This is a genomic window from Streptomyces sp. NPDC059957 (assembly GCF_042730015.1).
Lineage (GTDB): Bacteria > Actinomycetota > Actinomycetes > Streptomycetales > Streptomycetaceae > Streptomyces.
Genome location: NZ_JBHWMB010000006.1, coordinates 148,267 through 172,467 on the forward strand (window position 1 = coordinate 148,267; position 24,201 = coordinate 172,467).

A 24,201-nucleotide genomic window follows, 5' to 3' on the forward strand; every position below is an offset into this window, starting at 1 on the left:
CCCACACACATCACCTTCACACGAGACGCAGATCACAGGGACCCCGACGTAACCTTCGGGCGACCCCGTGGGTCTAATGGGGCGATGCCGAAAACGTGTTGGGGCGACTACACGGCGACCACACACCGCTCGGCACGCAGACACCCGGTCCGGGTCCCGTGGGGGGAATCCGTTCCGGGGTAAGGAAAGCGCCCCGACCTTCGACCCGTGGGGGGATCGATGGCGGGGCGCTTTTCCTGTACTACAAGCCTTACGGGTACTGCGGGTACTGCGGCTCAGCCCTCGGGTCAGCGGGACTCGACCGGAACGAAGTCGCGCAGGACCTCGCCGGTGTAGATCTGGCGCGGGCGGCCGATGCGGGAGCCGGGCTCCTTGATCATCTCGTGCCACTGGGCGATCCAGCCGGGCAGCCGGCCGATCGCGAAGAGCACGGTGAACATCTCGGTCGGGAAGCCCATGGCCCGGTAGATCAGGCCGGTGTAGAAGTCCACGTTCGGGTAGAGGTTGCGCTCGACGAAGTACTCGTCGGCCAGCGCGTGCTCTTCCAGCTTCAGGGCGATGTCGAGGAGCTCGTCGTCCTTGCCGAGCGCCGAGAGGACATCGTGCGCCGCCGCCTTGATGATCTTCGCCCGGGGGTCGAAGCTCTTGTAGACGCGGTGCCCGAAGCCCATCAGGCGGACGCCGTCTTCCTTGTTCTTCACCTTGCGGATGAAGGCGTCGACGTCGCCGCCGTCGTTCTTGATGCCCTCGAGCATCTCCAGAACCGACTGGTTGGCGCCACCGTGCAGCGGACCCCACAGGGCCGAGATGCCGGCGGAGATCGAGGCGAACATGTTCGCCTGCGAGGAGCCGACCAGACGCACGGTGGAGGTCGAGCAGTTCTGCTCGTGGTCCGCGTGCAGGATCAGCAGCTTGTCGAGCGCCGCGACCACGACCGGGTCCAGGTCGTACTCCTGGGCCGGCACGGAGAAGGTCATGCGCAGGAAGTTCTCGACGTAGCCGAGGTCGTTGCGCGGGTAGACCACCGGGTGGCCGACCGACTTCTTGTACGCGTACGCCGCGATCGTCGGGAGCTTGGCCAGCAGCCGGATCGTCGAGAGGTTGCGCTGCTTCTCGTCGAACGGGTTGTGGCTGTCCTGGTAGAACGTCGACAGCGCACTGACCACGGAGGACAGCATCGCCATCGGGTGCGCGTCACGCGGGAAGCCGTCGTAGAAGCGCTTGACGTCCTCGTGCAGCAGCGTGTGCTGGGTGATGTCGTTGCGGAACGACGCGAGCTGGTCGACGGTCGGCAGCTCCCCGTTGATCAGCAGGTACGCGACCTCGATGAAGGTCGAGCGCTCCGCCAGCTGCTCGATCGGGTAACCGCGGTAGCGCAGGATGCCCTGCTCACCGTCGAGATAAGTAATGGCGGACTTATAGGCGGCGGTGTTTCCGTAGCCGCTGTCCAGGGTGACCAGCCCGGTCTGAGCCCTGAGCTTCGAGATGTCGAAGCCCTGGTCACCGACGGTGCTCTCGACCACCGGGTAGGTGTATTCACCGTCCGCGTACCGCAGTACTACAGAGTTGTCGCTCACGTCATCCCTCACCGACGTAGTGCCTCTTCTTCGAGGTGCCCTGACTGCCTCTACCTTCCCCCATTTGGCGCAGGTGAGTGCACTCGGGGTCGAGCTTTGGTGTTTTCGACGGCACTCAGTGCCGCCAGCGTGCACATCCTGCCCCCTCCGGAACCGTTGTAGGAACCCCAAATGATCGATCATCTAGGTGATGTTTCCCACCGGTATCCGGCCGGACAGTCTGGGTGCGACGGCTGTGTACCTCCTGCCTGCGGAAACGGTACGCACCGCCTGACCCAGGGCTTTGCGGGACCCGACCAGGACGACCAGTTTCTTCGCCCGGGTGACGGCCGTATACAGAAGGTTCCGCTGGAGCATCATCCAAGCGCCGGTCGTGACCGGGATCACCACGGCCGGATACTCGCTCCCCTGGGAGCGGTGGATGGTGACGGCGTACGCGTGGGCCAGCTCGTCTAGCTCCGCGAACTCGTAGGCCACTTCCTCGTCTTCGTCCGTGCGCACCGTCAGCCGCTGTTCCTCCAGGTCAAGGCCGATGACCACGCCGACCGTGCCGTTGAAGACCCCGTTGGCACCCTTGTCGTAGTTGTTGCGGATCTGGGTGACCTTGTCGCCGACCCGGAAGACCCGGCCGCCGAACCGCTTCTCGGGCAGGCCCGGCCGGGCCGGGGTGATGGCCTGCTGGAGCAGCGCGTTGAGGTTTCCGGCGCCGGCCGGGCCGCGGTGCATGGGGGCGAGCACTTGAATGTCACGCCTCGGGTCGAGACCGAATCTGGCCGGAATGCGACGGGCGGCGACGTCGACGGCGAGCTTTCCGGCCTCCTCGGTGTCCTCCTCGGGGAAGAGGAAGAAGTCGGGCAGCCCGTCGGTGATCGGCGGCAGGCCGGTGTTGATCCGGTGGGCATTGGTGACCACCCCGGACTGCTGGGCCTGCCGGAAGATGGTGGTCAGCCGGACGGCCGGGACCGGCCCGCCCTCGGCGAGCAGATCGCGCAGCACCTCGCCCGCCCCGACCGAGGGCAACTGGTCCACGTCCCCGACCAGCAGCAGGTGGGCACCCGGTGCCACGGCTTTGACCAGCTTGTTCGCCAGCAGCAGGTCGAGCATCGAGGCCTCGTCCACGACGACCAGGTCCGCGTCGAGCGGGCGCTCCCGGTCGTACGCCGCGTCCCCGCCCGGTTTGAGCTCCAGGAGCCGGTGCACGGTGGAGGCCTCGGCCCCGGTGAGCTCGGCAAGCCGTTTCGCCGCCCGGCCGGTGGGGGCGGCGAGGACGACCTTCGCCTTCTTGGCCCGGGCCAGCTCCACGATCGAGCGGACGGTGAAGGACTTTCCGCAGCCCGGCCCGCCGGTGAGGACCGCGACCCGGCGGGTGAGGGCGAGTCGGACGGCGTCCCGCTGCGCGGGGGCCAGCGTGGCTCCGGTCCGGCCGGCGAGCCAGCCCAGGGCCTTGTCCCAGTCCACGTCCTGGAAGGCGGGCATCCGGTCCTCCGGCGCGTGCAGGAGGCGGCGTACCTGACCGGCCAGGGACAGCTCGGCACGGTGGAACGGCACCAGGTACACGGCGGTGAGGGGGTCCGGGCCGCCCTGCGGGTCCGGGACGGATTCCCGTACGACCCCTTCCGGATCGGCGGCCAGCTCGGCCAGGCAGTCGATGACCAGCCCGGTGTCCACCTGGAGCAGCTTGACCCCGTCGGCGATGAGCCGGTCCTCCGGCAGGAAGCAGTGCCCCTGGTCGGCGGACTGGGACAGGGCGTACTGGAGCCCGGCCTTGACCCGCTCCGGACTGTCGTGCGGGATCCCGACGGCCTGCGCGATGCGGTCGGCGGTGAGGAAGCCAATGCCCCAGACGTCGGCGGCGAGCCGGTACGGCTGGTTCTTGACCACCGAGATGGAGGCGTCGGCGTACTTCTTGTAGATGCGCACGGCGATGGAGGTGGAGACGCCGACCCCCTGGAGGAAGACCATGACCTCCTTGATGGCCTTCTGCTCCTCCCAGGCCGCGCCGATCAGCCTGGTGCGCTTGGGGCCGAGGCCGGGCACTTCGATCAGCCGCTTCGGCTGTCCCTCGATGACGTCGAGGGTGTCGAGGCCGAAGTGCTCCACGATCCGGTCGGCGATCTTCGGGCCGATGCCCTTGATCAGGCCGGAGCCGAGATAGCGCCGGATGCCCTGGATGGTCGCGGGCAGCAGCGTCGTGTAGTTCTCCACGGCGAACTGCCGGCCGTACTGGGGGTGCGAGCCCCAACGGCCCTCCATGCGCAGCGACTCGCCCGGCTGGGCCCCGAGCAGGGAGCCGACGACCGTGAGCAGGTCACCTGCGCCACGGCCCGTGTCCACCCGGGCGATCGTGTATCCGGTCTCCTCGTTGGCGTAGGTGATGCGCTCCAGCACCCCTTCGACCACCGCCGGCGCCACGGCCGCGTTCGTCGTCATGGCCCGAAGCTACAGCCCGGGTACGACGGGCCCGCCGGGCCTGTGGAAAAAAGCCGGCCACCCGGAAACCGCGAGCGGACAACCGAAAGGGGGTCCGGCCTTTCGGCCGGACCCCCTCACGGTTACCCCTCCCTCGTCGGACTTCCCGATCCCCCCGGATCCCCCCCGGAAGTCCCGACGCAACATACGACCCGCGACCCCCGCCCGTGGTTGCACGCGAATCCGGAACTTTACCTTTCCATTACCCAAGGGGGTTCCGGGCGCCATCCGAGGTGCCGCCCAATCGCCACAGAAGTAGCGTTTCAGACATGAGCGAACCTTCCTTCCAGGACGACGTGCTGACCGAACTCGGCGACGACCGGCTGACCGAGATCGCCGGCCTCCTCGGCACCGACACGAACGGCGCCCGTGACACCGTCGCGACGACGGTCGGGGCGATGACCGGCGACCTCCAGCAGAAGGCCGACGCCGATGACGACGACGGCAACGAGGTCCGCCAGGCCTTCGCCGAGGTCACCCAGGCCCCGCTGGAAGGCGTGGCCACCCTCGGCGGCGGCCTGGGCGGCATGCTCAGCGGCGGAATGATGGCCGGGGTGCTCGCCAAGGTGAGCAAGCCCGTGGCCAATGCCGTCTCGAAGAAGACCGGCATCCCCGCGCCCACCGTCGCCCGGGTCATCGAGCTGCTGATCCCGGTCCTGCTGGCGGTCTTCGCCAAGCGCGCGGCCTCCGGGAAGGGCGGCGGCGCAGGAGCCCCGACGGCGGCCGGCGGCGAGTCCCCGATCCCGTCGCCGGGAGCGGTACCGGGAGCGGCGGGCGCCGCTCCCGCGGGTCCGGCGGGCGCGGCCCCGGCAGGCGGCGGCAGCCTCGGCGACCTCCTCGGCCAGATCCTCGGCGGCGGAAAGAAGTAGCGAGAAAAGAGAGCGAGAAGGAGCGCGAAGCAGCGCGCCTCACCCGTTCGGACGAATCGGTCCCGGGCCGGGTCCGGACCGCACCAGCGGTCCGGACCCGGCCCGCGGTCAGATCGCCGGGCGGTAGAAGAAGGTCTTGCGGCGCTCGATCCTGCCGTCGCGCACGAGGTAGGTGTCGGCGAAGGCCTCGTCCAGGGTCTTGCCGTCCTTGTCGGCGCCCTGGAAGCGCCCCCAGCAGGCGGCCGCGGCCAGACCGCCGGTCACCTGGCTCACCTCGTGGGCCCCCGAAGTGATGATCCGTTCGTGCTCGTAGAACCGGCGGATCCGGTCGAGACCCTCCAGTGCCGGGTAGCCCGGCCGTTCGTACACGGCGTCCGGCGCGAACACCTCGCCGAGCCGGTCCCACGAGCGGGAGTCGATCACCTGGAACAGTCGGGCCACCAGGGATTCGGCGGTCACCGGTGCGGGCGACGTCGTTGTCACGGCCTTGCTCCTTAAGGGTGTGGACGAAAAACGGAAGGCTGGAAAGCTCCGGTCACGGCCCGTCGGCGAGGGCCTTCTCCCAGGCCGCGGACAGCCGCGAAACCCCTTCCCGGCGCTGCGCGCCGTCCAGGGAGGCGAAGGACAGCCTCAGGACCCGCGAGCCGTCCTCCTCTATGCAGAACGGCGTGCCGGGCACGATGGCCACCCCCTGCGCCAGCGCGTGCGCGTACAGCGCGTCCGAGCCCACCCGGGTGTCGGTCAGCCGGCACCAGAAGAAGAGCCCGCCGCGCGGCCGCTCGAAGTCCAGCCAGGGCAGCCGCTCGCGCAGCAGCGTCTCCATGGCGCGGGCCCGGCCGCCGTACAGCGTGCGCAGGCCTGCCAGATGGGCCGGCAGGAACTCCGGGTCCCCCAGCAGATCTGCGAGGAGGTACTGGCCGAAGGTGTTGGTCTGGAGGTCCCCGCACTGCTTGGCGGCGACCAGTTCCCCGATCAGCTCGGCCGGGGCGACCAGGCCGGCCACCCGCAGTCCCGGGCAGACCGTCTTGGACAGGCTCATGAGCCGGACCACCCGCCCGCTGTGGACGTCGGTGGACGGCAGCCGGCTCCCCTCGTAGGCCAGGTCCCCGTACGGATCGTCCTCGACGACGAGGAAGCCGAACCGCTCGGCCAGCGCGGCCAGGTGGCGGCGCCGCTCCTCGGAGAGCACGGCTCCGGTGGGGTTGTGGAAGTGCGGTACGACGTAGACCAGTTTGGGGCGGGCCCCGGCGAGGAGGCGCTGCTCCAGTACGTCGGTGCGCATCCCCTCCGCGTCGCCGGGCACCGGCAGCAGCCGGGCGCCGGCCCGCCGGAAGACCTGTACGGCGCCCAGGTAGCTCGGGTCGTCCAGGGCCACCTCGTCGCCCTCGTCCACGAGGGTCTGGGCGACGAGGTCCAGGCCCTGCTGGCTGCCCGCGGTGACCATCACCCGGTCGGGGCCGACCGGGGCCCCGGTCGCGCTGGCCCGGGCGGCGATCACCTCGCGCATGGGGGCGATGCCGTCCGTGGGGGCGTACTGGAGCGCCCGTACGGCCGACCCGCCCGACCCGGCGAACAGCCGGTCGGTGGCCTCGGCGAGCCGGGTCACGGGGAAGCTGTCGGGGGCCGGGATCCCGCCGGCCATCGAGAGCACCCCGGGGGCGGCGGCGGCCGCCAGGATCCGGCTCACCGCGTCGGAGCGGCCCCAGCCGGTCCGGCGGGCCAGCAGGTTTTCGATGCCGCGGGGGGCCTCGATGCCGCCGGGGGCGCCGAGGGGAGTGGCGGGTTGCTGCGCTGCGCTCATCTTGCGTCCGCCTTCCGCGGCTCGGCGACGATCTGGGGCGGGAAGTCCTTCAGGCGCCACACCGGCGATTTCAGGACGACCAGGACGGCGGTCAGGAAGAGCGCGGCCGTGACGAACAGCGTTTCCCGCAGCCCGATGAGGTCGCCGAGCCAGCCGCCCAGCAGGGCGCCGAGCGGGAGCGTGCCCCAGGAGACGAAGCGGTACCCGGCGTTCATCCGGCCCAGGAGGTGGTCCGGGGTCATGGACTGGCGCAGGCTGATGATGTGGATGTTGGCCATGGTGCCGCCGGCCCCGATCAGGCCGAAGGCGGCGACGAACAGGACCAGCGAGAGCGCCCCGCCGTTCGCCGGAGCGGCCGGGATGGCCACCGGGGCCAGGCAGCACAGCAGCAGGGCCGCCAGGATGGCCGGTCCGAGTCCCGTCTTCCGCTTGAGCCACTGGGCGAGCATCGAGCCGACCAGGGAGCCCACCGCACCCGTGCCCAGCAGCAGGCCGATGCCGCCGGGCGAGATGCCGAGCGTGCGGGCCGCGTAGAGCACGAAGACCGTCTGGAGGGACATCCAGCACAGGTTGTACAGCCCGGACTGCAGGGCGCAGGCCCGCAGGTGGGCGCTGTCCCAGATGATCCGGATGCCCTCGGCGATGCTGGTCCGGATCCCGGTGCGCTCCTGTTGGGGCACCGGCTCGGGCTCGACGCGCCGTACGGCGAGCAGCGTCAGCACGGAGACGAGGTACGAGGCCCCGTTGATCAGCAGCGCGTAGGGGGCGGTGACCCAGCCGATGAGCAGACCGGCGAGGCCCGGCCCGCCGATCTGGGCCAGCGAACTGGTGCCCTGGAGCTTGCTGTTGCCCTCCACCAGGTGCTCCTTGCCGACCAGGGTCGGCAGGTACGACTGGTAGGAGACGTCGAAGACCACCGTGAGGGTGCCCACGAGCAGCGCGGCGACGTACACGTACTCGATGCGCAGCAGGTCGAGCACGGCCAGCAGCGGCACCGCGCTGACCAGCAGCGCACGCCCCACGTTGGCCATGATCATCAGGGGCCTGCGCCGCACCCGGTCGACCCAGACGCCGACCAGGAGGGTGACCATCAGGAACGGGGCGTAGGAGGCCGCGTTGACGAAGCCCACCTGGGAGGAGCTGGCGTCGAGCGTCAGCACCGCGGTGAGCGGCAGCGCCAGGGTCGTGACCTGGGCCCCGACCTGCGAGATCGCCTCCCCGGACCAGAACTTGAGGAACTCCGGGTCCCGCCAGAGCGTGGCGGGGGCGGCGGTGGCCGCGGGCGGCGCCACCGTCTCCTCCACCGGCTCGGCGGCCCCGTTCCCGATGTCGGTCACTTGGCTTCCACTCCCTGTGCCGCCGGGTCCACGTGGAACGCGCAGCCGATCTGGGCGCCGCGCAGCATGCTCACGATGCCCACGGCCGGGTCGGTGACTCCGCGGGCCAGGGTGCCGGCGTAGCGTCCGTCGACCATCAGCGTCCCGTAGGCGACGGCCATGTCCTCGCAGGTCTCGCCGTCCTCGGAGAGGAACCGCTCGGTGGTGGGCAGCAGGCGGTGCTGGAGGACGTACGGGCCGTCGACGGCCTGGCGGAGCTTGGCGACCCATTCCTTCTGGTCGGTGGTCCAGCCGGGGGTGACGCCGACGCCGCCGTAGAGCAGGGTGGGCTTGAGGACCAGGTGGTCCTTGTTGGCGATGGCGTAGGGCAGCAGGTCGATCTTCTCGCCGCCGAAGGTGACCTTCTCGTCGCGCACGAAGCGGGTCCAGGGCAGGATCCGGTCGATCAGCTCGCGCTCGGCCTCGGTGAAGACGGCGCGGTTGCGCTCGTCGCTGAGCATCGCGAGGCTGCCCTTGTTGCCGTACAGCTCGCAGTCCAGCGGGGCGAACAGTTCGACCGTGCCGGCCTCGACGGCGTCGAGCAGCGGGTTGACGAGGTCGTAGGTGCGGGGCTCGTCGGGCATTTCGCCGGGCAGGAACATCCGGTAGACCACGTCGACCTTGCGGCCCTCGTGGACGACGTTGCCGTTCTCGTAAGCGAAGTCGCCCAGGTGACAGACGACGGTCTCGAAGCCGAGCCGCTCGAAGGCCGGTACGACGAACTCCATCCAGCACTTGGACTTCTCGAAGCCCTCGGGCCAGTCGGTGATCGCGAGCAGCGGCCGCTCGATGCCTTCGAGGGAGGGCGCCTGGCGGCGCAGCACCTCGGTGATCCGGGCGAGCGGGTCGGGGTAGACCAGGCTCTCGGCGGCCGCGAACTTCGCGAACTCCTCGTCCTGGATCAGGGCGCGGGCGAACTCGCCCATCTGCCAGCCGCCCAGCGAGGAGCCGGTGTTGAGCTCCATGACGCGGAAGCCGCCGGTCTCGCGGTACAGGTCGGCGCGGGAGAGCGGGGCGAGCTCGTCCACGGAACCGCGCAGGACCAGGTCGGCCTGGGTGGGGGACATGCCCACCGCGGTGGCGAAGGCGCGCAGGTCGCCGCCGAAGAGCCGGGCGGGCACCGCCTTGAGCAGTTCGAAGAGGCCGTTCAGGTCGCTCTCCAGGCCCGTCACGTCGGCCTCGCTGAGGAAGACGGGGCGGTTGAGCCCCTCGCCGCCGCCGGCCCCGTAGCGGAACCACTCCACGCCTCGGACTCCGGAGACGGTCTGGCGGGCCGCGGTGCGCTCGTGGTCGAAGAAGCGGCGGGTCACGGCGTTCTCGACGCGGGCGCCGAGCCGGTGCGCCGCGACTCCGGAGACCTCCGTACGGGAGAGGGCCTCGGCGCGGTCCAGGGCACGACGGGTGCCGGCCGGGTTCTCGCTGACCGCGACGAGCGCGGCGGAGCGGGGGGTCAGGCCGCGGGGCGGGAGCAGCAGCTCGTCGCCGGGCTCGACCAGGGCGACGGCCTCGGCGAGGTCCTCGACGTCCTCGGGGCTGGGCAGGACGACGCGGTCGACGGCTCCGTCGTAGGCCGGGTAGAGGAAGCGGACCTCGGCGCTGAGGGCGCGGGTCGGGGTGATGTCGGGGGTCTGTTCGAAGGCGATCCTGGCGGCGGCCAGCGGCAGGTCCACGCCGGTGGCGAGCTTGTACAGGTGCGGGATGAGGTCGCCGCCGAGGCGGCCGTTGAGCTCGATCAGGCGGGGGCCGTTGGCGGCGACGCGCAGTTCGGTGTGGGTGACGCCGTAGTCGACTCCGGCGGCGCGGTGCGAGTCCTGGACCAGCTGGGTGACGGCGTCGGCCCAGGGCTCGTGGCGCCAGTCGGTGACGAGGTGGCCGACCTCTTCGAAGTACGGGTGGGCGCCGAGGCGCTTGCGGGCCACGCAGACCGGGGTGGCCACGCCGTCCACGACGACGCTGTCCACGCTCAGTTCGGGGCCTTCGATGAACTCCTCGATCAGGACCGAGGCGGTGGTGCCGGCGCCGCGCAGCCGACTGGTGGAGGCGAGCCGGAAGGCCCGGCGCAGGCCGTCGACGTCGCGGGCCATCATCACGCCGAAGCTGCCGCCGAGGGTGCGGGGCTTGACGACGACGGGGAAGCCGATGGACTCGGCGGCGGCGACGGCCTCTTCCTCGGTGGTGGCCGGGATGTAGCGGACGGCGGCCATGCCGGCCGCTTCCAGGGCCTGGCGGGTGGCGTACTTGTCGCGGCAGATCTTGGCGGCGGCCGGGTCCATGGCCCGCATGCCGAGCTTCTTGGCGACCGAGGACACGGCGACCAGTGACCACTCGTCCCAGGTGACGATCGCCGCGTCGGCGACCTCGCCGCGCAGGTCGGCGACCGGGGCGTACAGCTTGGCGGCGTCCGTGGTGTCGGCGATCCGGTGGGTGTCCACGTAGCGGGCCTGCCAGGTCGGCGCCTCCGGCGCGACGAGCGTCACCTCGTAGTGCTGGGCGAGGGAGGCCAGGGCGTACTCCCGGTACTGCTGTATGCGGCTGCCTACGAGGATGACGCGCTGGCGTTCGGAGGTCATGAAGACCACGGTGGATTCCTTTCCGGTTCGGGGCGTGGAGCGGGTTCGCCCCGGAGAACAGGGGGTGCGAGAGGTCTTGCGAGGTGTGGTGGGGGTCAGTCCGTCCGGTCGGCGCCGCCGCCGGCGGCGGCCGGTGGGGCTCCGACGGGGACGCAGGTCAGGCGGAAGGAGTCGGCGGACTCCGTGATGGCCGCCTCGACTTCCCGGGTGGAGGAGCCGCGGAAGCGGAAGCGGGTGCCGACGTGCTCGTAGCCGCTGATCGCCGGGGCCGTGGAGCCGACCGGGGTGTGCTTGACGGCGTACGGGAGCCGGCCGGGCGCGGGTTCCCGTACCCAGCCGGCCGCTTCGACCCGGCAGGGGGCGGGCACCGGGAGCGGGAGCAGCAGGTAGCCGCCGACCTCGCCGGTCTTGAGCGGCGGCAGGACGGGGGTCAGGCCGAGCTGGATGTCCACGGCGGCGGCCATCAGGTCGATGCCGTGGACGTCGCGCCAGGTGAAGGGGATCTCCCCGCCGCCCACCCGGGCCCCGCACTCCAGGAAGACCAGCGCGGGCCCGCCGCCGGGGGCGGGGGTGACGAAGGCCTCGAGGTGGAAGACCCAGGGCTGGGAGCCGCCGAGGGCGGGGCCGACCGCGGCGGCGAAGGCCTCGACCGCCTCGAGCAGCGCGGGGTCGTCCTCCTCGACGGAGCCGAGCCAGGTGCCCTGGGTGAAGTCGGCGCAGGTGCCGCCCACGTAGCGCGAGACGGTCCAGCTGCCGAGCGAATCGCCTTCCCACAGGCCGTCGATGTGCAGGATCGGCCCGTCCACGTAGCTCTGGACGAGGTGCGGTTCGGCGGCCAGGGCGGCGACCAGGTGGCCGAGCTCCGCCAGTTCGGCGGCGGAGTCGATCTGGACCACGCCGCGGCTGGCGGTGCCGCGGTGCGGTTTGACGACCAGCGGCCAGCCGTGGGCCTCGCCGAAGGCGAGCACGGCGGCCGGGTCGGGAGCGGGGGCGAAGGCGGGCACCGGCAGGCCGGCGGCCTCGGCCGTGCGGCACATGGTCAGCTTGTCGCGGAACACGGCCAGTTCGGCGGTGTGCTGGCCGGGGATCGCGAACTCCTCGCGGATCAGCGCGGCCGTGTCCAGGTCCCCCTCGTTGAGGGCGATCAGCCGTGCCGGGGCGCCGAAGCGGGCCACCAGCCCGGTGACGGCCTCGCGGACGGCGGGCAGGTCGTCGGTCAGCCCGACGGTGGTCACGGCGGCGGCGCTCTGCGGCAGGGAGGCGCGGCCGAGCTCGGTGCTCACGTAGGTGACGTGGGCGGCGCCGTGGTCCAGGTAGTCGGCGTAGTGCGCGTGGGTGTCCCGCCAGCGGTGCAGGACGATGATGTGCGGCCGGTCGGCGACGCTCATGCCGTCTCGCCCCCCTCACCCGCGTCGGCACCGGGGTCGGTTGCGGAGGCGGCGGCGGCTGCGGAGGCGGCGGCGGCGAGCCACGGCAGGGCGGCCGTAGCCATCGTGCGGACGCCGACGGAGAGCGCGGGTCCCGCCACGGGCGCGAAGGTGGAGGAGTGGTTCTGCGGGAGCTCGTCCAGCTTGCCGGCGGCGAAGGCCTCGCCGAAGGCCTGCGGGTCGAGGCCGCCGTAGAACCAGTACACCGAGGGGACCTGAGCGGCGGTGGCGAGGAGGCCGAAGTCCTCGCTGGCGGTGGTCGGGCCCATCGTCATGACGGCGCCGGCCCCGAAGTGCTCCCGGTGGGCTTCGGCCACCCGCTCGGCGCTCGCGGTGTCGTTGACGGTCATGGGCAGGTGGTAGACCGAGGTGATCTCCGGGTCCGCGGTCGCGCCCGCGGCGGCCGACTCGGCGCGCGCGAGGCGCTCGACGGCCGCGAGGACCTTCTCGCGGACCGGCGCGGAGCTGGTGCGCACGTTGATGCCGAGCTCGGCCGTGTCGGGTATGACCGCGGCGGTGGTGCCGGCGTGCAATTTGCCGATGGTGACCACCACCGGTTCCTGGGCGGATATCTCGCGGGAGACGATCGTCTGGAGCCGCAGTACGAGCGAGGCCGCCATCACCACGGGGTCCACGGCCGCCTCGGGCTTGGAGCCGTGGCCGCCGCGCCCGAAGAGCTTGACGGTGAGGGAGTCGGTGGCGCCCATGACCGTGCCCGGCAGGGTCGCGATGAGGCCGACGGGCCCGGGTCCCACGTGCGAGCCGAGGATCACGTCGGGGCGCGGGAAGCGCTCGAAGAGGCCGTCCTCGACCATCTCGCGCGCTCCGTAGCCGCTCTCCTCCCCCGGCTGGAAGACGGCGACGACGGTGCCGCTCCAGGCCCCGCGGTTACGGGCGAACAGGGCGCAGGACCCGATCAGTGCGGCCACGTGCAGGTCGTGGCCGCAGGCGTGCATCACCGGGACCTCGGCGCCCGCTTCGTCGGTGGCGGTCTCGGTGCTCGCGTAGGGCAGCCCGGTGGCCTCCTTGACGGGCAGCGCGTCCATGTCGGCGCGCAGCATGACCACCGGTCCGTCGCCGTTGACCAGGACCGCGACCACGCCGGTGCGGCCGACGCCGGTGGTGATCTCCCAGCCGCCCTGGGCGGCCAGCCGCTCGGCGACGAGGGCCGCCGTCCGCTTCTCCTGGAAGGCGAGTTCGGGGTGGGTGTGCAGCTCGCGGTAGTCGGCCTCCAGGGCCGGCATCAGCGAGTCGAGGCCTTCGAGCAGTGCAGTCATGACGTCCTTCTCAGGCATGAGGGGTGACGGACACGGGGTGTTCGCGACCGGGATGTTCGTGTACGGCCCATGAGGCGGCCAGCGCCGCCGCGGCGGTCAGTGCGGGCCACCACGGCAGCCAGGCGTTGTGGCCGGCCGATCTCAGGAGTTCCGCGAGCATCGGGAACGTGCCGCCGAACAGGCTGATCGCGACCGCGGTGGGCAGGCCGACGGCGACGGCGCGCACCGCCGGCGGGAACAGCTGCCCCGCGAAGACGTTGCTCACCGCGAGCGGGAGGCCCAGCAGGAAGAGCAGGACGACGGTGACTACGGGGACGGGCGCCTGTCCGGAGGTCATGGCCAGCAGCAGCGGCACGGTGCCCAGGGCGAGCCCGGCGAAGCCGAGGCGCAGCACGGGCAGGGCGCCGAACCGGTCGGCCGCCTTGCCGCCGCCGAGCATGGCCGCGAGGAGCGCCACCATGCCGAGGAGCAGGGCGGCGGAGGTCTCCTCCTTGGTGGCGGCACCGGCGCTCTCGGCGTACGAGGGGAAGTCGACGGTGACGAAGTAGAAGGTGGTGGTGGCCCCGGAGGTGATGGCGAACACCACGGCGAGCCGCCCGAGATGGGCCCGCAACACCGGCCAGGGGCTCGGTGCCTTGGCCTTCGCGGCCGCCTCGCGCGCTGCCTTGCCCGCCGGCTCCCCCGTTGCCCGGTCCGCCGGCTTGCCCGCCGCGGCCGTGAAGACCCCGCTCTCCGCCGCCCCGCGCCGGATCCACAGGGCGGTCAGCCCGAGCAGCCCGCCGAAGGCGAAGCCGTAGCGCCAGGCGCCGTCCTCGACTCCGCTCTCCCCGAACACCCCGAGCAGGACGGTCATGACGATGAAGGAGAGCGCGCTGCCCAGCACCACGCCCCCGTAGGAGACGGCGCTGTAGAAGTAGCGGCGCCCGGCCGGCGCGGTCTCGGTGACGTACGCGGCCACGCTCGGGTTCTCCGCCCCGACCGACAGGCCTTGCACCAGCCGGGCCCCGACCACCAGGAGCGGAGCCGCCAAACCGATGGCGGCGTAGCCGGGTATGACGGCCAGGAACAGGGAGCCGGCGGCGATCAGGCCGACGGTGAGGGTCAGTCCGTAGCGCCGGCCGCGGGTGTCGGTGAGCCGGCCGATGAGCACGCTGCCCAGCGGGCGGACCAGGAAGCCGAGGGCGAAGCCCAGGTAGGCGGCGATGAGTTTGGCCGTGGGCGAGGTGCCGGGGAACAGCGCCTCGGCGAAGTAGGGGGCGAGGATGCCGTAGATGGTCCAGTCGTAGGCCTCGACGACCGATCCGACGGTGGCGGCGGCCAGTTCCCGGCGGGGGCGCCGGGCCGGCGCGGGGGCGGTGGTGGCCGCCTCCGCGCCGTCCGCCGGGAGGCCGCCCGCCGCCTGACGGTCAGTCTTGGTGCTGGTCATCTGTCACTCCGTAGACCCTGATCAGTGAGTTGTCCTGGCCGGGGAAGGGCACGGCGTGCAGCCGGACCCCGGTCGCCGGGAGGGCTTCCAGGCCGGTCAGACCCGTGAGGGCGGGCAGGCCGGCGGCGGCGAGCGCCGCCGCCACCGGGCCGTTGCCCTCGCGGCTGTCCGTGGCCACGAGCAGGGCGCCCTGCCCGGCGAGCAGGGCCACGGCGTCCTCGGTGAGGTACGGGCCGGCCGCGCGGCCGGTCTGCACGACGACGGCGTGCCCCGCGAGGTCGAAGGGCGCCAGCGCGAGCCGGTCGGCGACCGGCGCTCCGGCTCCGAGGAGCCGGACCAGGACCACGGGAAGGTCCACCAGGCCGGCCAGGCCCGGTGCGGCGCCGCCCGGGCCCGACGGCCAGGCGGCCCGGGTCGCGGGGCCGGTCAGGTCCGTCGTGGTGCGGCCCGAACCGGCGTGGGAGCCGGTGTTCCGGGAACCCTTGTGGGGCTCCTGGAGCAGCTCCCGGCGGGTGATCTTCGTACTGCCGACCATCAGCAGTCCGAGGTGGCGGACGATCAGTTCGCCCAGTTCCCCGTCGGCGATGTCGTCGCCGGGGATGTCCAGGCGGAACCCCTGCATCTGCAGGGCGCCTCCGTTGCTGAAGACGACCTCCGCGTCGAAGTCGACCCGCCACTCGCCGCCGCGCTGACCGTTGTTCGTTCCCGTGGCCATTGCCATGTTCGCTGTCCCTACTCTTCGTGGATCCGTGCTCTGCCGTGCCGTGCCGGCTTCTCCGGCTCAGGCGCAGTCGATCAGAGCTTTCTCCAGCGCCGCTGCCATCTCGTGGATCTCCTCGTCGGTGATCACCAGTGGCGGAAGCAGCCGGAGCACGGCGCCGTGCCGGCCGCCGCTCTCCAGCAGCAGCCCGTGGTCCAGGCAGGCGCGCTTGATGCGCTTGGCCCGGGCCCCGTCGGCGGGCAGCGAACCGAGCCGGTCGGCCGGGCCCGCGGGGTCGACGATCTCGAGGCCCCACATCAGGCCCCGGCCGCGGACCTGCCCGATCTCGGGGTGGCCGGCGGCCAGTCGGCCGAGGAGGGCGCCGATCAACCTGCCCTTGGCGGCGGCCTTTTCGATCAGCCCTTCGGCCTCTGTGACCCGCATGGCGGCGAGTCCCGCGACCAGGGCGATCTGGTTGCCGCGGAAGGTCCCCGCGTGGGCTCCGGGCGTCCAGGCGTCGTACTTGCCGTGGTAGAGCAGCAGCGACAGCGGGAAGCCGCCGCCGGCCGCCTTGGACACGAGGACGGCGTCCGGTTCGATCCCGGACTCCTCGAAGGCCCACATGGTGCCGGTGCGTCCGAAGCCGGCCTGGATCTCGTCCAGGACGAGCGGGATGTCCAGCCGGGTGGTGATCTCCCGCAGGCCGCGCAGCCAGGAGGCCGGCGCCGGGATGACCCCGCCCTCGCCCTGGACGGCTTCGACGAAGATCGCGGCCGGTGTGGTGATGCCGCTCTCCGGGTCGGTGAGCAGACGCTCGATGTAGGTCAGGCCGGCCTGGATGCCCGCCTCGCCGCCGATTCCGAAGGGGCAGCGGTAGTCGTAGGGGTAGGGCAGGTGGTGGACGTCCGGCATCAGGGAGGGCACGGACTCCTTGGCGCCCAGGTTGCCGGTGAGGGCGAGGGCGCCCGCCGTCATGCCGTGGTACGCCCCGTGGAAGGAGATCACCGTGCGGCGGCCGGTGGCGATCTTGAACAGTTTGATGGCGGCCTCGGTGGCGTCGGTGCCCGCCGGTCCGCAGAACTGCGTCTTGAAGGTGTCCGCCATGGTGCCCGGCAGCCGCTCGTAGAGCGCCTGGAGGTACTCGTACTTGGCCGGGGTGGTCAGGTCCAGTGCCTGCTGGACCTGACCGGAGGTGAGGTACTCCCCCACCGCGGTCAGTACGCCGGGGTGGTTGTGCCCCAGGGCGAGGGTGCCCGCCGCGGCGAGGCAGTCCAGGTACTCGCGGCCGTGCCCGTCGCGGATCCGTGCGCCGTGGCCTTCGGCGAGCAGCTTGCCGAAGGCGTTGGCGTAGGTCCGGGCGCCCGATTCGCGCGCCTCGACGAAGGTGTACATCTCGTCCGGCGTGAGGGTGGTCACGTCGTCACTCCTCTTCAATTCCTCGGGCGTGAGCGGGCGTCCGCGACCATGACCTGGCCGAGGGCGATCCCTCCGTCATTGGTGGGGACGAGCCGGTGGACATAGGTGTCGAAACCGTCGGCGGTCAGCCCGGTCAGACAGTTGAGCAGCAGGAACTCGTTGAGGAACACGCCTCCGGAGAGGGCGACCTGGTTGACCCCGGTCTCCTCCCGCAGGGCCTTGCAGCGCTCGCGCACCATCTCGACGACCGCCGTGTGGAAGCGGCGGCTGATCCGGTCGACGGGCAGCCCGCCGGCGATGTCGGCGGCCATGGCCCGGATCACGGGCCGCGGGTCCACCTCGGTCAGTCCGTCGGCCTCATAGGCCCCGAAGCGGTACGAGGCCTGCGGCTCCGGGGCGGCGTCGCGGTCGAGCAGCCCCTCCAGCTCGATCGGGCCCTGGGCCTCGTACTCGGCCTTGGCGCAGACCCCGGCGAGGGCGGCGGCCCCGTCGAAGAGCCGGCCCATGCTGGAGGTGGGCGGGGAGTTGATCCCGCGGGCGGCCATCGTGGCGAAGACCTGCCGGCGCTGCTCGTCGAGCGCGGCGAGGGCGGGGAAGCCCGCGAGGGCCCGGTCGCCGTCCCCGTCGAAGGCGTCCAGGGCGAGCGCGTACCCGGTGCGGATGGGTTCGCGTACGGCCTGGTCCCCGCCGATCAGCGGCAGGCCGCGCATCCGGCCGACCCGGCGGTAGGCGGCGAAGTCCCCGAGGAGGAACTCCCCGCCCCAGACCGTGCCGTCCTCGCCGTAGCCGAACCCGTCGAAGATCACGCCGAGGGTGGTGCCGCTCACGTGGTTCTCCGCCATGCAGGAGGCCATGTGGGCGTGGTGGTGCTGGACTTCGACGGTGGGGAGCGCCGGGCCCGTACCGTCCTCGTCCAGGGCGGCCCGGGTGGAGCGGAACTGCGGGTGCATGTCGTGCGCCGTGACCTCGGGCTTGAGCGCGTAGAGCTGCGCCAGGTGCCGGGCGGTGCGGTGGTGCGCGGCGAAGGTCTCGTCGTTCTTGAGGTCGCCGATGTGCTGGCTGAGGAAGACCTGGGAGCCGTTGGTGAGGGCGACGGTCGTCTTCAGTTCGGCGCCGAGGGCGACCACGGGGGCCACGTCGCGGCCGACGTCCACCGGGTAGGGGGCGTAGCCGCGGGCCCGGCGGATGAACTGGAGGAGCGGTGCGTCCAGCTCGGGGTGGTCGGAGAGGCGGACCACCGAGTCGTCGACGCGGATCTCGATGTCGCGGTCGTGGTAGAGGATCACGTCCGCGATCTCGAAGAGCTGCTCCAGGGCCTCTTCGTTGCGGTAGGCGATGGGGTAGCCGGAGATGTTGCCGCTGGTGGCGACGAGCGCCTCGAGGCCTGGCTCGTCCAGCAGCAGGTGGTGGTGGGGTGCCGAGGGCAGCATGATCCCCAGGTTGGGGTTGCGCGGGGCCACGGACTCCGGGAGGGAGCCCGCGCGCTTGCGGGCCAGCAGGATGGGCCGGGCCGGCGAGCGCAGGACGTCGATCTCCGCTTCGGAGAGCTCCACCAGGCCCTGAGCCGTGGTGAGGTCGCGGACCATCACCGCGAACGGCTTGGAGTCGCGGCGCTTGCGGCTGCGCAGCAGCGCCACGGCCTCGGCGTTGGTCGCGTCCACCACGAGGTGGAAGCCGCCGACGCTCTTCATGGCCGCGATCCCGCCGTCCGCGAGGACCCGGGCGGCCCGCAGGAGCGCCTCGTCCCCTTCGGCCGTGTTCCCCTCGCGGTCCTGGAGCAGCAGCCGGGGGCCGCAGTCCGGGCAGGCGTTGGGCTGCGCGTGGTAGCGCCGGTCCATCGGGTCCTCGTACTCGGCCTTGCAGTCCGCGCACATGGTGAAGGTGGCCATGGTGGTCATCGGACGGTCGTACGGCAGGTCCTGGATGATGGAGTACCGGGGCCCGCAGTTGGTGCAGTTGATGAAGGGGTAGCGGTGCCGGCGGTCCTTCGGGTCGCGAAGTTCCGCCTGGCAGTCGCCACAGACGTGGGTGTCCGCCGGGAGCAGCGCGGACCGGGCTCCGGTGTGCTCGCTGTGCACGATGGTGAACGGGCCCTCGGGCACGGTGCCGCGGTCCAGTCCCCTGGTCGGCCGGACCTCGTCCACCCGGGCGAGCTCGGGGGCGCGGCCGCTGAGGCCCGCCGCGAACTCCTCCAGGGCGGCGACCGGTCCGGACGCCTCCACCAGCACGCCCTCGGGGTCGTTGCGAACCCAGCCGGAGAGGCCGAGTTCACGGGCCAGCTTGTAGACGAACGGCCGGTAGCCGACGCCCTGGACCACGCCGGTGACGCGGATGCGCCACTCGTCGACAGCACTGTGGGCGCTGTCGGCGCCCGTGATCCCTTCGGGCCGCTCCGTGACGGTCTGCTCGGTGCTCATGGCGGTCTCCTCGGTCCCTTGTCTCAGCAGAGCCGGGGGAGTTCGGCGCCGAGGAGTTCCTCGAGCTGGGTCTCGCGGCCGTCCGTGTCGCGCAGCAGCACCAGGCCTTCGGTGTCCTCGGACACCTCGCCGATGGTCACCGCGTCCTTGCCGTAGGGCTGGGAACGCAGGGCCGCCAGCACCTCCGCCTCGGCCGCCGGGTCCACGAAGAGCGCCAGGCAGCCCTCGTTGGCGCAGTGCAGCGGGTTGATCCCGAGCATGTCGGCGGCCATGGCCGTCTCGTGCTGGATGGGCAGGTCGTCCTGGGTGACGCGGATGGTGCGGCCGAGCTTGCCCGCGTACTCGTGGAGCACGGCCGTCAGACCACCACGGGTGACGTCGCGCATCGAGCGGACGGCACCGGGCACCGTGTTCGACAGGACCGTGTCGACGAGGCCGTTGAGCGGAGCGCAGTCGCTGTCCACGCGCTGCTCGAAGCCGAGTCCCTCGCGGATGGAGAGCAGGTGCACCGTGTGGTTGCCGATGGGGCCGCTGAGGATCACCTTGTCGCCGGGGCGCACGTCGGTCATGGTGAGCGGCTCGCGCTCGAAGACCCCGACGCCCGCGGTGTTCAGGTAGATCTGGTCGGCCTCGCCCTTGCGGACCACCTTGGTGTCCCCGCCGACGATCTGTACGCCGGCCTCGCGGGCGGTGTCGCGGATCGACTCCAGGGCCCGGACCAGCTTGGGGATCGGGAGCCCGGTCTCCAGGATCATCCCGAGGGTGAGGTACTTGGGCCGGGCGCCGGCCACGGCCAGGTCGTTGACCGTGCCGCAGACCGCGATCTTCCCGATGTCCCCGTTGCCGAAGAACGGCGGGTCGACCACGAAGGAGTCGGTGGTCATCGCGATGCGGTCGCCCTCGATCTTGAGGATCGCACTGTCCTCCATGATGCCGATGTACACGTCGCCGAGGGTCGACGCGATCACCTGGAGCAGGTCCTGGCTGAGCTTCGCGCCGGTGCCGTGGTCGAGGACGATGAATTCGGTGGGATCCACGCTCGTGGTCATGCCTGTTCCTTTCTGGAACGGGAAGTTGCGGAGAGGGGCGTGGTCACGGGGTCTTGATGTTCTTGCGGGGCAGGCCGCCCTCGGCGTCGAGGACCTTGATGACCTCGGTGGAGTCGGTCACGGTGGCGCAGTAGCCCTCCAGCCAGTCCAGGGCGCGCTGCTTGTCGTCCAGGCGGGCCGAGACGACGCAGTCGGACGGGACCCAGATGTTGTAGCCGCGGAAGAACGCGTCGGCGGCGGTGGTCTGGACGCATATCTGCGTCTGCATGCCGGTGATCAGCACGGTGTCCACGCCGAGGGCCTGGAGGCGCTCGTGCAGGTCGGTCTCGTAGAAGCCCGAGTCCTTGCTCTTCTCCATGACGACGTCCTCGGGGGCCAGGAAGGCCTCGATGATGTCGGCGCCGTGGGTGCCGCGCTGGACCGGGAGGTGGCCGTCGTAGCGCTCGGCGTTCGGGTCGTCCGGGTCGTTGACGAGCTGCAGGTGGAAGATGTGGTGGCCGCGGCTGCGCATCTCGTCGAGGAAGCCCGTGAAGTGGGGGGTCGCGGCCTCGACGGCGGCGATGCGCTCCGGGTTCTTCTCGACCAGTTCGTACTGGAGGTCGTTGGTCAGGACGGCGATCTTGGACATGGCTGTGCCCTTCGGTGGAGTGGTGTGGGCCCGGAGCCCGGCCGGCGCACGTCGACGTGCGCCCCGGCGGGCGGTGGGTGAGGTGGGATCGGTGGAGCGGTGGGTGGGGCGCGAGGGTGCGCACCGGACGGTCGGCCGCGAAGGGCCGTGGCGCACGGGCTCGGTGTACGGCGCCTGCGCGGCAGCCTGTTCGGGCGGCGCGGCGGTCAAGAGGGGCGCAGGTGCGGGTGCGGGTGCGGGTGCGCGGGACGTACCTCAGGCACGGGGCGCGGACGAGGCGCCGCGCGTACGGCCTGCCGGTGGGGAGGTCAGCTCGCGACCGCGACGCGGTCGGATTCGAGCTCGTGCAGCCAGGTGCCGGTGGCCTCGAAGTGGTCCGTGATGTCGGCGAGCCGGGCGTGCATGTAGAACCCGGTGACGGGACGGCCGTCGGCGCGGGCGTAGTCGGGCAGCCGCCCGTATTCGCGGAAGCCCAGTCGCTGCCAGAGCACGGAGGGGCCGTCGTCGCGGACTTCGAGCGTGATGACGTCGCAGCCCATCTCGCCGACCTTGCGCAGGGCCTCGGCCCAGCCTTCGAGCAGGAACTGCCCGCGGTAGTCGGGGGCGACGACGCAGCGGCGCATTTCGACGATGTGGCGGCGGGCGGGCAGCGGGGCCCGGGCGAGCGTCACCATGCCGACGATGCGGCCTTCGTCGGTGCGGACGTGCAGGAGGTCGACGGCGCCCTTCTGCAGGTCGGCCTCGAAGGCCCGCATCAGGGGCAGGCCCTTCTCCAGGCCCACCGGTTCGTAGAAGCCGAGGGTCATCTCCTTGACCGCGACGGCGTCCATCAGCTCGATCATTTCGCGCATGTCCTGTTCGGACAGTTCGCGAGGCCATGAATAATGCATCGTCTTCCTTGGTGAGTAGACGGGTGGAGCAGCCGGACCCCGGACATCGCGGCACCGCCCCCCGTGCGGGGGGCTGTGCGGCACATCTGGAACGCAATGCCCGGGATCGCCGGACTGCGGGAGTGTCGGCCCTTCGGCCCCTCGACCCTTCGGCCTTCAGGGCGTCGTCGGCAGGTGTGGGCCGGTCGGTCAGACCGAAGCGGTGGCCTTCGTCTGCAGGTTGGTCTGTACGGCGGCGGCCGGTGCGGCCTGGGTCAGCAGCGAGGCGTCGGCGCCGGCGCCGAGCACGGTGGCCGCGTAGACCTCGACGAAGTACGACACGAACAGCGAGTTGATCTTGATGAGGTGCTCGACGAAGCGCTCCTCGTCGGACTCGTCCTTGATCACGCGCATGATCAGGTTCCAGACCATGTCGACGTGGTCGTCGTCGTCGTCGAGGGCCAGGTGGGCGCGGGCGCCCTTGGTCTTGTCGGCGCCGACGTGCTGCTCCATGATGTCCAGCCAGTCGGGCTGCGTCTTGCCCGCGATGTACTCGAGGTAGAACCCGCTGATCATCGCGGCCAGCGGACCCTCGGTGGCCATCGTGTAGTAGAAGTACCCGTTGAGCAGCTCGGTGGCGAAGGTCGGACGGATCGCGTAGATCTCCTCGTCCGTCATGCCGACCTTGTGCAGGTCGCCGGCGAACATGCGGTCGTGGCGGCCCTCCTCCGCTCCGTACATGCCCCACTCCTTGCAGAGCTGCGGGTCGCGGGTCGCCCAGTAGTTGGCGATGAGCGGGTCGACGGCACGCTTGAGGCCGATCCGGATCATCGTCTCGACGTTGTGCCGCTTGTACAGCTCGAGGTCGAACTTCTCCTTGTCGAGCATCCCGTCGGCGCCCGCGCTGCGCTCGTAGAAGTCCCGCTCGAACTTCAGCAGGAGCTCGTCGACGCGCTTGCGGAACTCAGGGCGCTGCAGGTTGGAGTACGTGTTGTACGACTTACTACGAGGCATCTCATCCCCAGCCGAGATCGTTGGCTACCTGACCCGGACCAGTGGGGCCGGCGATGTTCGCCGCACCACCAGTCGACGGGGCCAGGAAGACGGTCACCGCGAAAGTTGCCGCAATGGCGATGAGGAAACTCGCTATACGTGGCATGCTTGCCTGCCCCTCAAGATGTCCTGCGGTCCGGATCAGCTTCGGCCTCATCCTGTCCGTTCTTCGACATCCGGAGCCATCCCTTTCTGGGATCATGTTGCCGCTGGCGAAAACATGACAGGGGGATGAATTGAACACAATCAGACAAGTCCACCCTTTTCCCGTGCCCCGGCTCACCCCTGCCGGAGACCGTCTCTACCGGTTCTGTACACAGACACCCGGAACAACATGCGATACGGCCGCGACAGCCCTCGGCATGACCACCGAGGAAATAGCGGCGGCCGCGGCGTCCCTGGAGACCTTGGGACTGCTCAGCAAGTGCCCCGTGAGCAACATCTACACCCCGTACCCCGTGGACCACGCACGCATCAAGGTCCTCAACCCGGCGCAGCACAGCCTGAACGAGACCCAGACCTTCCTCGATCAACTACGCGGCGATCTCGACCTGTTGACCCTCACGACGGCGCACCTGAAGGACGAGACCGCGCTGGAGTTGATCCCGGGCGTAGAGGACGTCCGCAAACTCATCGCCGGCCTCGCGGTCGGCTGCCGTACGGAGGTCATGACCTCCCAGCCCGGCGGAGCCCGGGACACGGAGGTGCTCCAGGAGAGCCTGGACCGCACCGAACGACTGCTGGAACGCGGTGTCCGGATGCGCACCCTGTACCAGCACACGGCCCGGTTCAGCCCGGTCACCGCGTCCTTCGTCGCACGGGTCGCACCGCTCGGCGCGGAGGTGTGCACGCTCGCGCACGGTTTTCCGCGCTGCATCATCTTCGACAAGGAAGTGGCGATCTTGCCGCTTTCGGACGGCTCCCACGGTGCGGCGGTATCGAAAAACAGCCACCTTGTCTCATTTCTTGTGGAGGCTTTCGAGCGGGCCTGGAGCGCGGCCGAGAAATTCACCTCGGACGACGACCGGCCCGCGCGCGCCGCGATTACCTCGGATATTCAGCAGACGATCGTCTCGCTGCTCATTCAGGGTGAATCGGACAACCGAATAGCGCATGTGGTCGGGATATCGTTGCGGAATTGCCAACGCCACATTGCGAACATCATGAAGAGCATCGGAGCCCGCAACCGGCTGCACGCCGGATATCTGCTGGGCAAGGAGCCTTTCAACGGTGTCTGACCCTCCGGCCGCCCGGGCCGCGCGCGTGCGGCCCGGACG

Annotated in this window: 18 protein-coding genes; 2 read left to right on the forward strand and 16 right to left on the reverse strand. The window is 71.0% G+C overall.

The window, feature by feature from the left end:
* Window positions 1-287: 287 nt before the first annotated feature.
* Both ACFWBW_RS06510 and ACFWBW_RS06515 read right to left on the reverse strand, forming a co-directional pair.
* A complete protein-coding gene (locus tag ACFWBW_RS06510) occupies window positions 288-1,577 on the reverse strand; it encodes a citrate synthase (protein ID WP_327252830.1) in 1,290 nt (429 codons plus the stop codon).
* 183 nt (window positions 1,578-1,760) lie between these two features.
* The gene (locus tag ACFWBW_RS06515) at window positions 1,761-4,007 is read right to left on the reverse strand and encodes an ATP-dependent RecD-like DNA helicase (protein ID WP_385368967.1); all 2,247 of its coding nucleotides are present in this window, start codon (window positions 4,005-4,007) and stop codon (window positions 1,761-1,763) included.
* Window positions 4,008-4,315: 308 nt separating this feature from the next.
* Here ACFWBW_RS06515 and ACFWBW_RS06520 point away from each other — a divergent pair, with 308 nt between their 5' ends.
* Complete coding sequence (locus tag ACFWBW_RS06520) at window positions 4,316-4,915, forward strand: DUF937 domain-containing protein (RefSeq protein WP_385368968.1); 600 nt, start codon at window positions 4,316-4,318, stop codon at window positions 4,913-4,915.
* A 108-nt stretch (window positions 4,916-5,023) separates the two neighbouring features.
* On the opposite strand, the gene ACFWBW_RS06525 is transcribed toward ACFWBW_RS06520, so the two are convergent.
* The 14 genes from ACFWBW_RS06525 to ACFWBW_RS06590 all read right to left on the reverse strand — a co-directional run bounded on the left by ACFWBW_RS06525 (window position 5,024) and on the right by ACFWBW_RS06590 (window position 22,885).
* Complete coding sequence (locus tag ACFWBW_RS06525) at window positions 5,024-5,398, reverse strand: nuclear transport factor 2 family protein (protein ID WP_266908675.1); 375 nt, start codon at window positions 5,396-5,398, stop codon at window positions 5,024-5,026.
* Between the two features lie 52 nt (window positions 5,399-5,450).
* Window positions 5,451-6,716, reverse strand: a complete 1,266-nt coding sequence (locus ACFWBW_RS06530) for a PLP-dependent aminotransferase family protein (protein ID WP_385368971.1) — start codon at window positions 6,714-6,716, stop codon at window positions 5,451-5,453.
* Window positions 6,713-8,053 (reverse strand): MFS transporter, encoded by a 1,341-nt coding sequence (locus tag ACFWBW_RS06535; protein WP_385368973.1) that lies wholly within the window; start codon window positions 8,051-8,053, stop codon window positions 6,713-6,715. The genes ACFWBW_RS06530 and ACFWBW_RS06535 overlap by 4 nt, the downstream gene beginning before the upstream one ends.
* On the reverse strand, window positions 8,050-10,662 hold the full coding sequence (locus tag ACFWBW_RS06540; protein WP_385368975.1) for an acetyl-CoA carboxylase biotin carboxylase subunit family protein: 2,613 nt from the start codon (window positions 10,660-10,662) through the stop codon (window positions 8,050-8,052). The genes ACFWBW_RS06535 and ACFWBW_RS06540 overlap by 4 nt, the downstream gene beginning before the upstream one ends.
* A gap of 95 nt (window positions 10,663-10,757) precedes the next feature.
* A complete protein-coding gene (locus tag ACFWBW_RS06545) occupies window positions 10,758-12,050 on the reverse strand; it encodes an acetyl-CoA carboxylase biotin carboxylase subunit family protein (RefSeq protein WP_385368977.1) in 1,293 nt (430 codons plus the stop codon).
* Entirely contained in the window at window positions 12,047-13,366 is a 1,320-nt protein-coding gene (locus ACFWBW_RS06550) for an amidohydrolase (RefSeq protein ID WP_385368979.1), read from the reverse strand. Before ACFWBW_RS06550 ends, ACFWBW_RS06545 begins: the two co-directional genes overlap by 4 nt.
* A 10-nt stretch (window positions 13,367-13,376) precedes the next feature.
* On the reverse strand, window positions 13,377-14,792 hold the full coding sequence (locus ACFWBW_RS06555; protein WP_385368981.1) for an MFS transporter: 1,416 nt from the start codon (window positions 14,790-14,792) through the stop codon (window positions 13,377-13,379).
* Window positions 14,773-15,513, reverse strand: a complete 741-nt coding sequence (locus ACFWBW_RS06560; RefSeq protein ID WP_385368983.1) for a hypothetical protein — start codon at window positions 15,511-15,513, stop codon at window positions 14,773-14,775. The genes ACFWBW_RS06555 and ACFWBW_RS06560 overlap by 20 nt, the downstream gene beginning before the upstream one ends.
* A 60-nt stretch (window positions 15,514-15,573) precedes the next feature.
* On the reverse strand, window positions 15,574-16,908 hold the full coding sequence (locus ACFWBW_RS06565) for a diaminobutyrate--2-oxoglutarate transaminase family protein (RefSeq protein ID WP_385368985.1): 1,335 nt from the start codon (window positions 16,906-16,908) through the stop codon (window positions 15,574-15,576).
* Between the two features lie 14 nt (window positions 16,909-16,922).
* Entirely contained in the window at window positions 16,923-19,325 is a 2,403-nt protein-coding gene (gene hypF / locus ACFWBW_RS06570) for a carbamoyltransferase HypF (RefSeq protein WP_385368987.1), read from the reverse strand.
* A gap of 23 nt (window positions 19,326-19,348) precedes the next feature.
* Window positions 19,349-20,374 (reverse strand): hydrogenase expression/formation protein HypE, encoded by a 1,026-nt coding sequence (hypE, locus tag ACFWBW_RS06575; RefSeq protein WP_385368989.1) that lies wholly within the window; start codon window positions 20,372-20,374, stop codon window positions 19,349-19,351.
* A gap of 43 nt (window positions 20,375-20,417) precedes the next feature.
* Window positions 20,418-21,002, reverse strand: a complete 585-nt coding sequence (locus ACFWBW_RS06580; protein WP_385368991.1) for a cysteine hydrolase family protein — start codon at window positions 21,000-21,002, stop codon at window positions 20,418-20,420.
* Between the two features lie 308 nt (window positions 21,003-21,310).
* Window positions 21,311-21,853 (reverse strand): GNAT family N-acetyltransferase, encoded by a 543-nt coding sequence (locus tag ACFWBW_RS06585; protein WP_385368993.1) that lies wholly within the window; start codon window positions 21,851-21,853, stop codon window positions 21,311-21,313.
* A gap of 228 nt (window positions 21,854-22,081) precedes the next feature.
* Entirely contained in the window at window positions 22,082-22,885 is an 804-nt protein-coding gene (locus tag ACFWBW_RS06590) for a hypothetical protein (RefSeq protein ID WP_385368995.1), read from the reverse strand.
* A 401-nt stretch (window positions 22,886-23,286) separates the two neighbouring features.
* Here ACFWBW_RS06590 and ACFWBW_RS06595 point away from each other — a divergent pair, with 401 nt between their 5' ends.
* Window positions 23,287-24,162: a helix-turn-helix transcriptional regulator gene (locus ACFWBW_RS06595; RefSeq protein ID WP_385368996.1), complete on the forward strand. Its 876-nt coding sequence runs from the start codon at window positions 23,287-23,289 to the stop codon at window positions 24,160-24,162.
* Window positions 24,163-24,201: the final 39 nt, after the last annotated feature.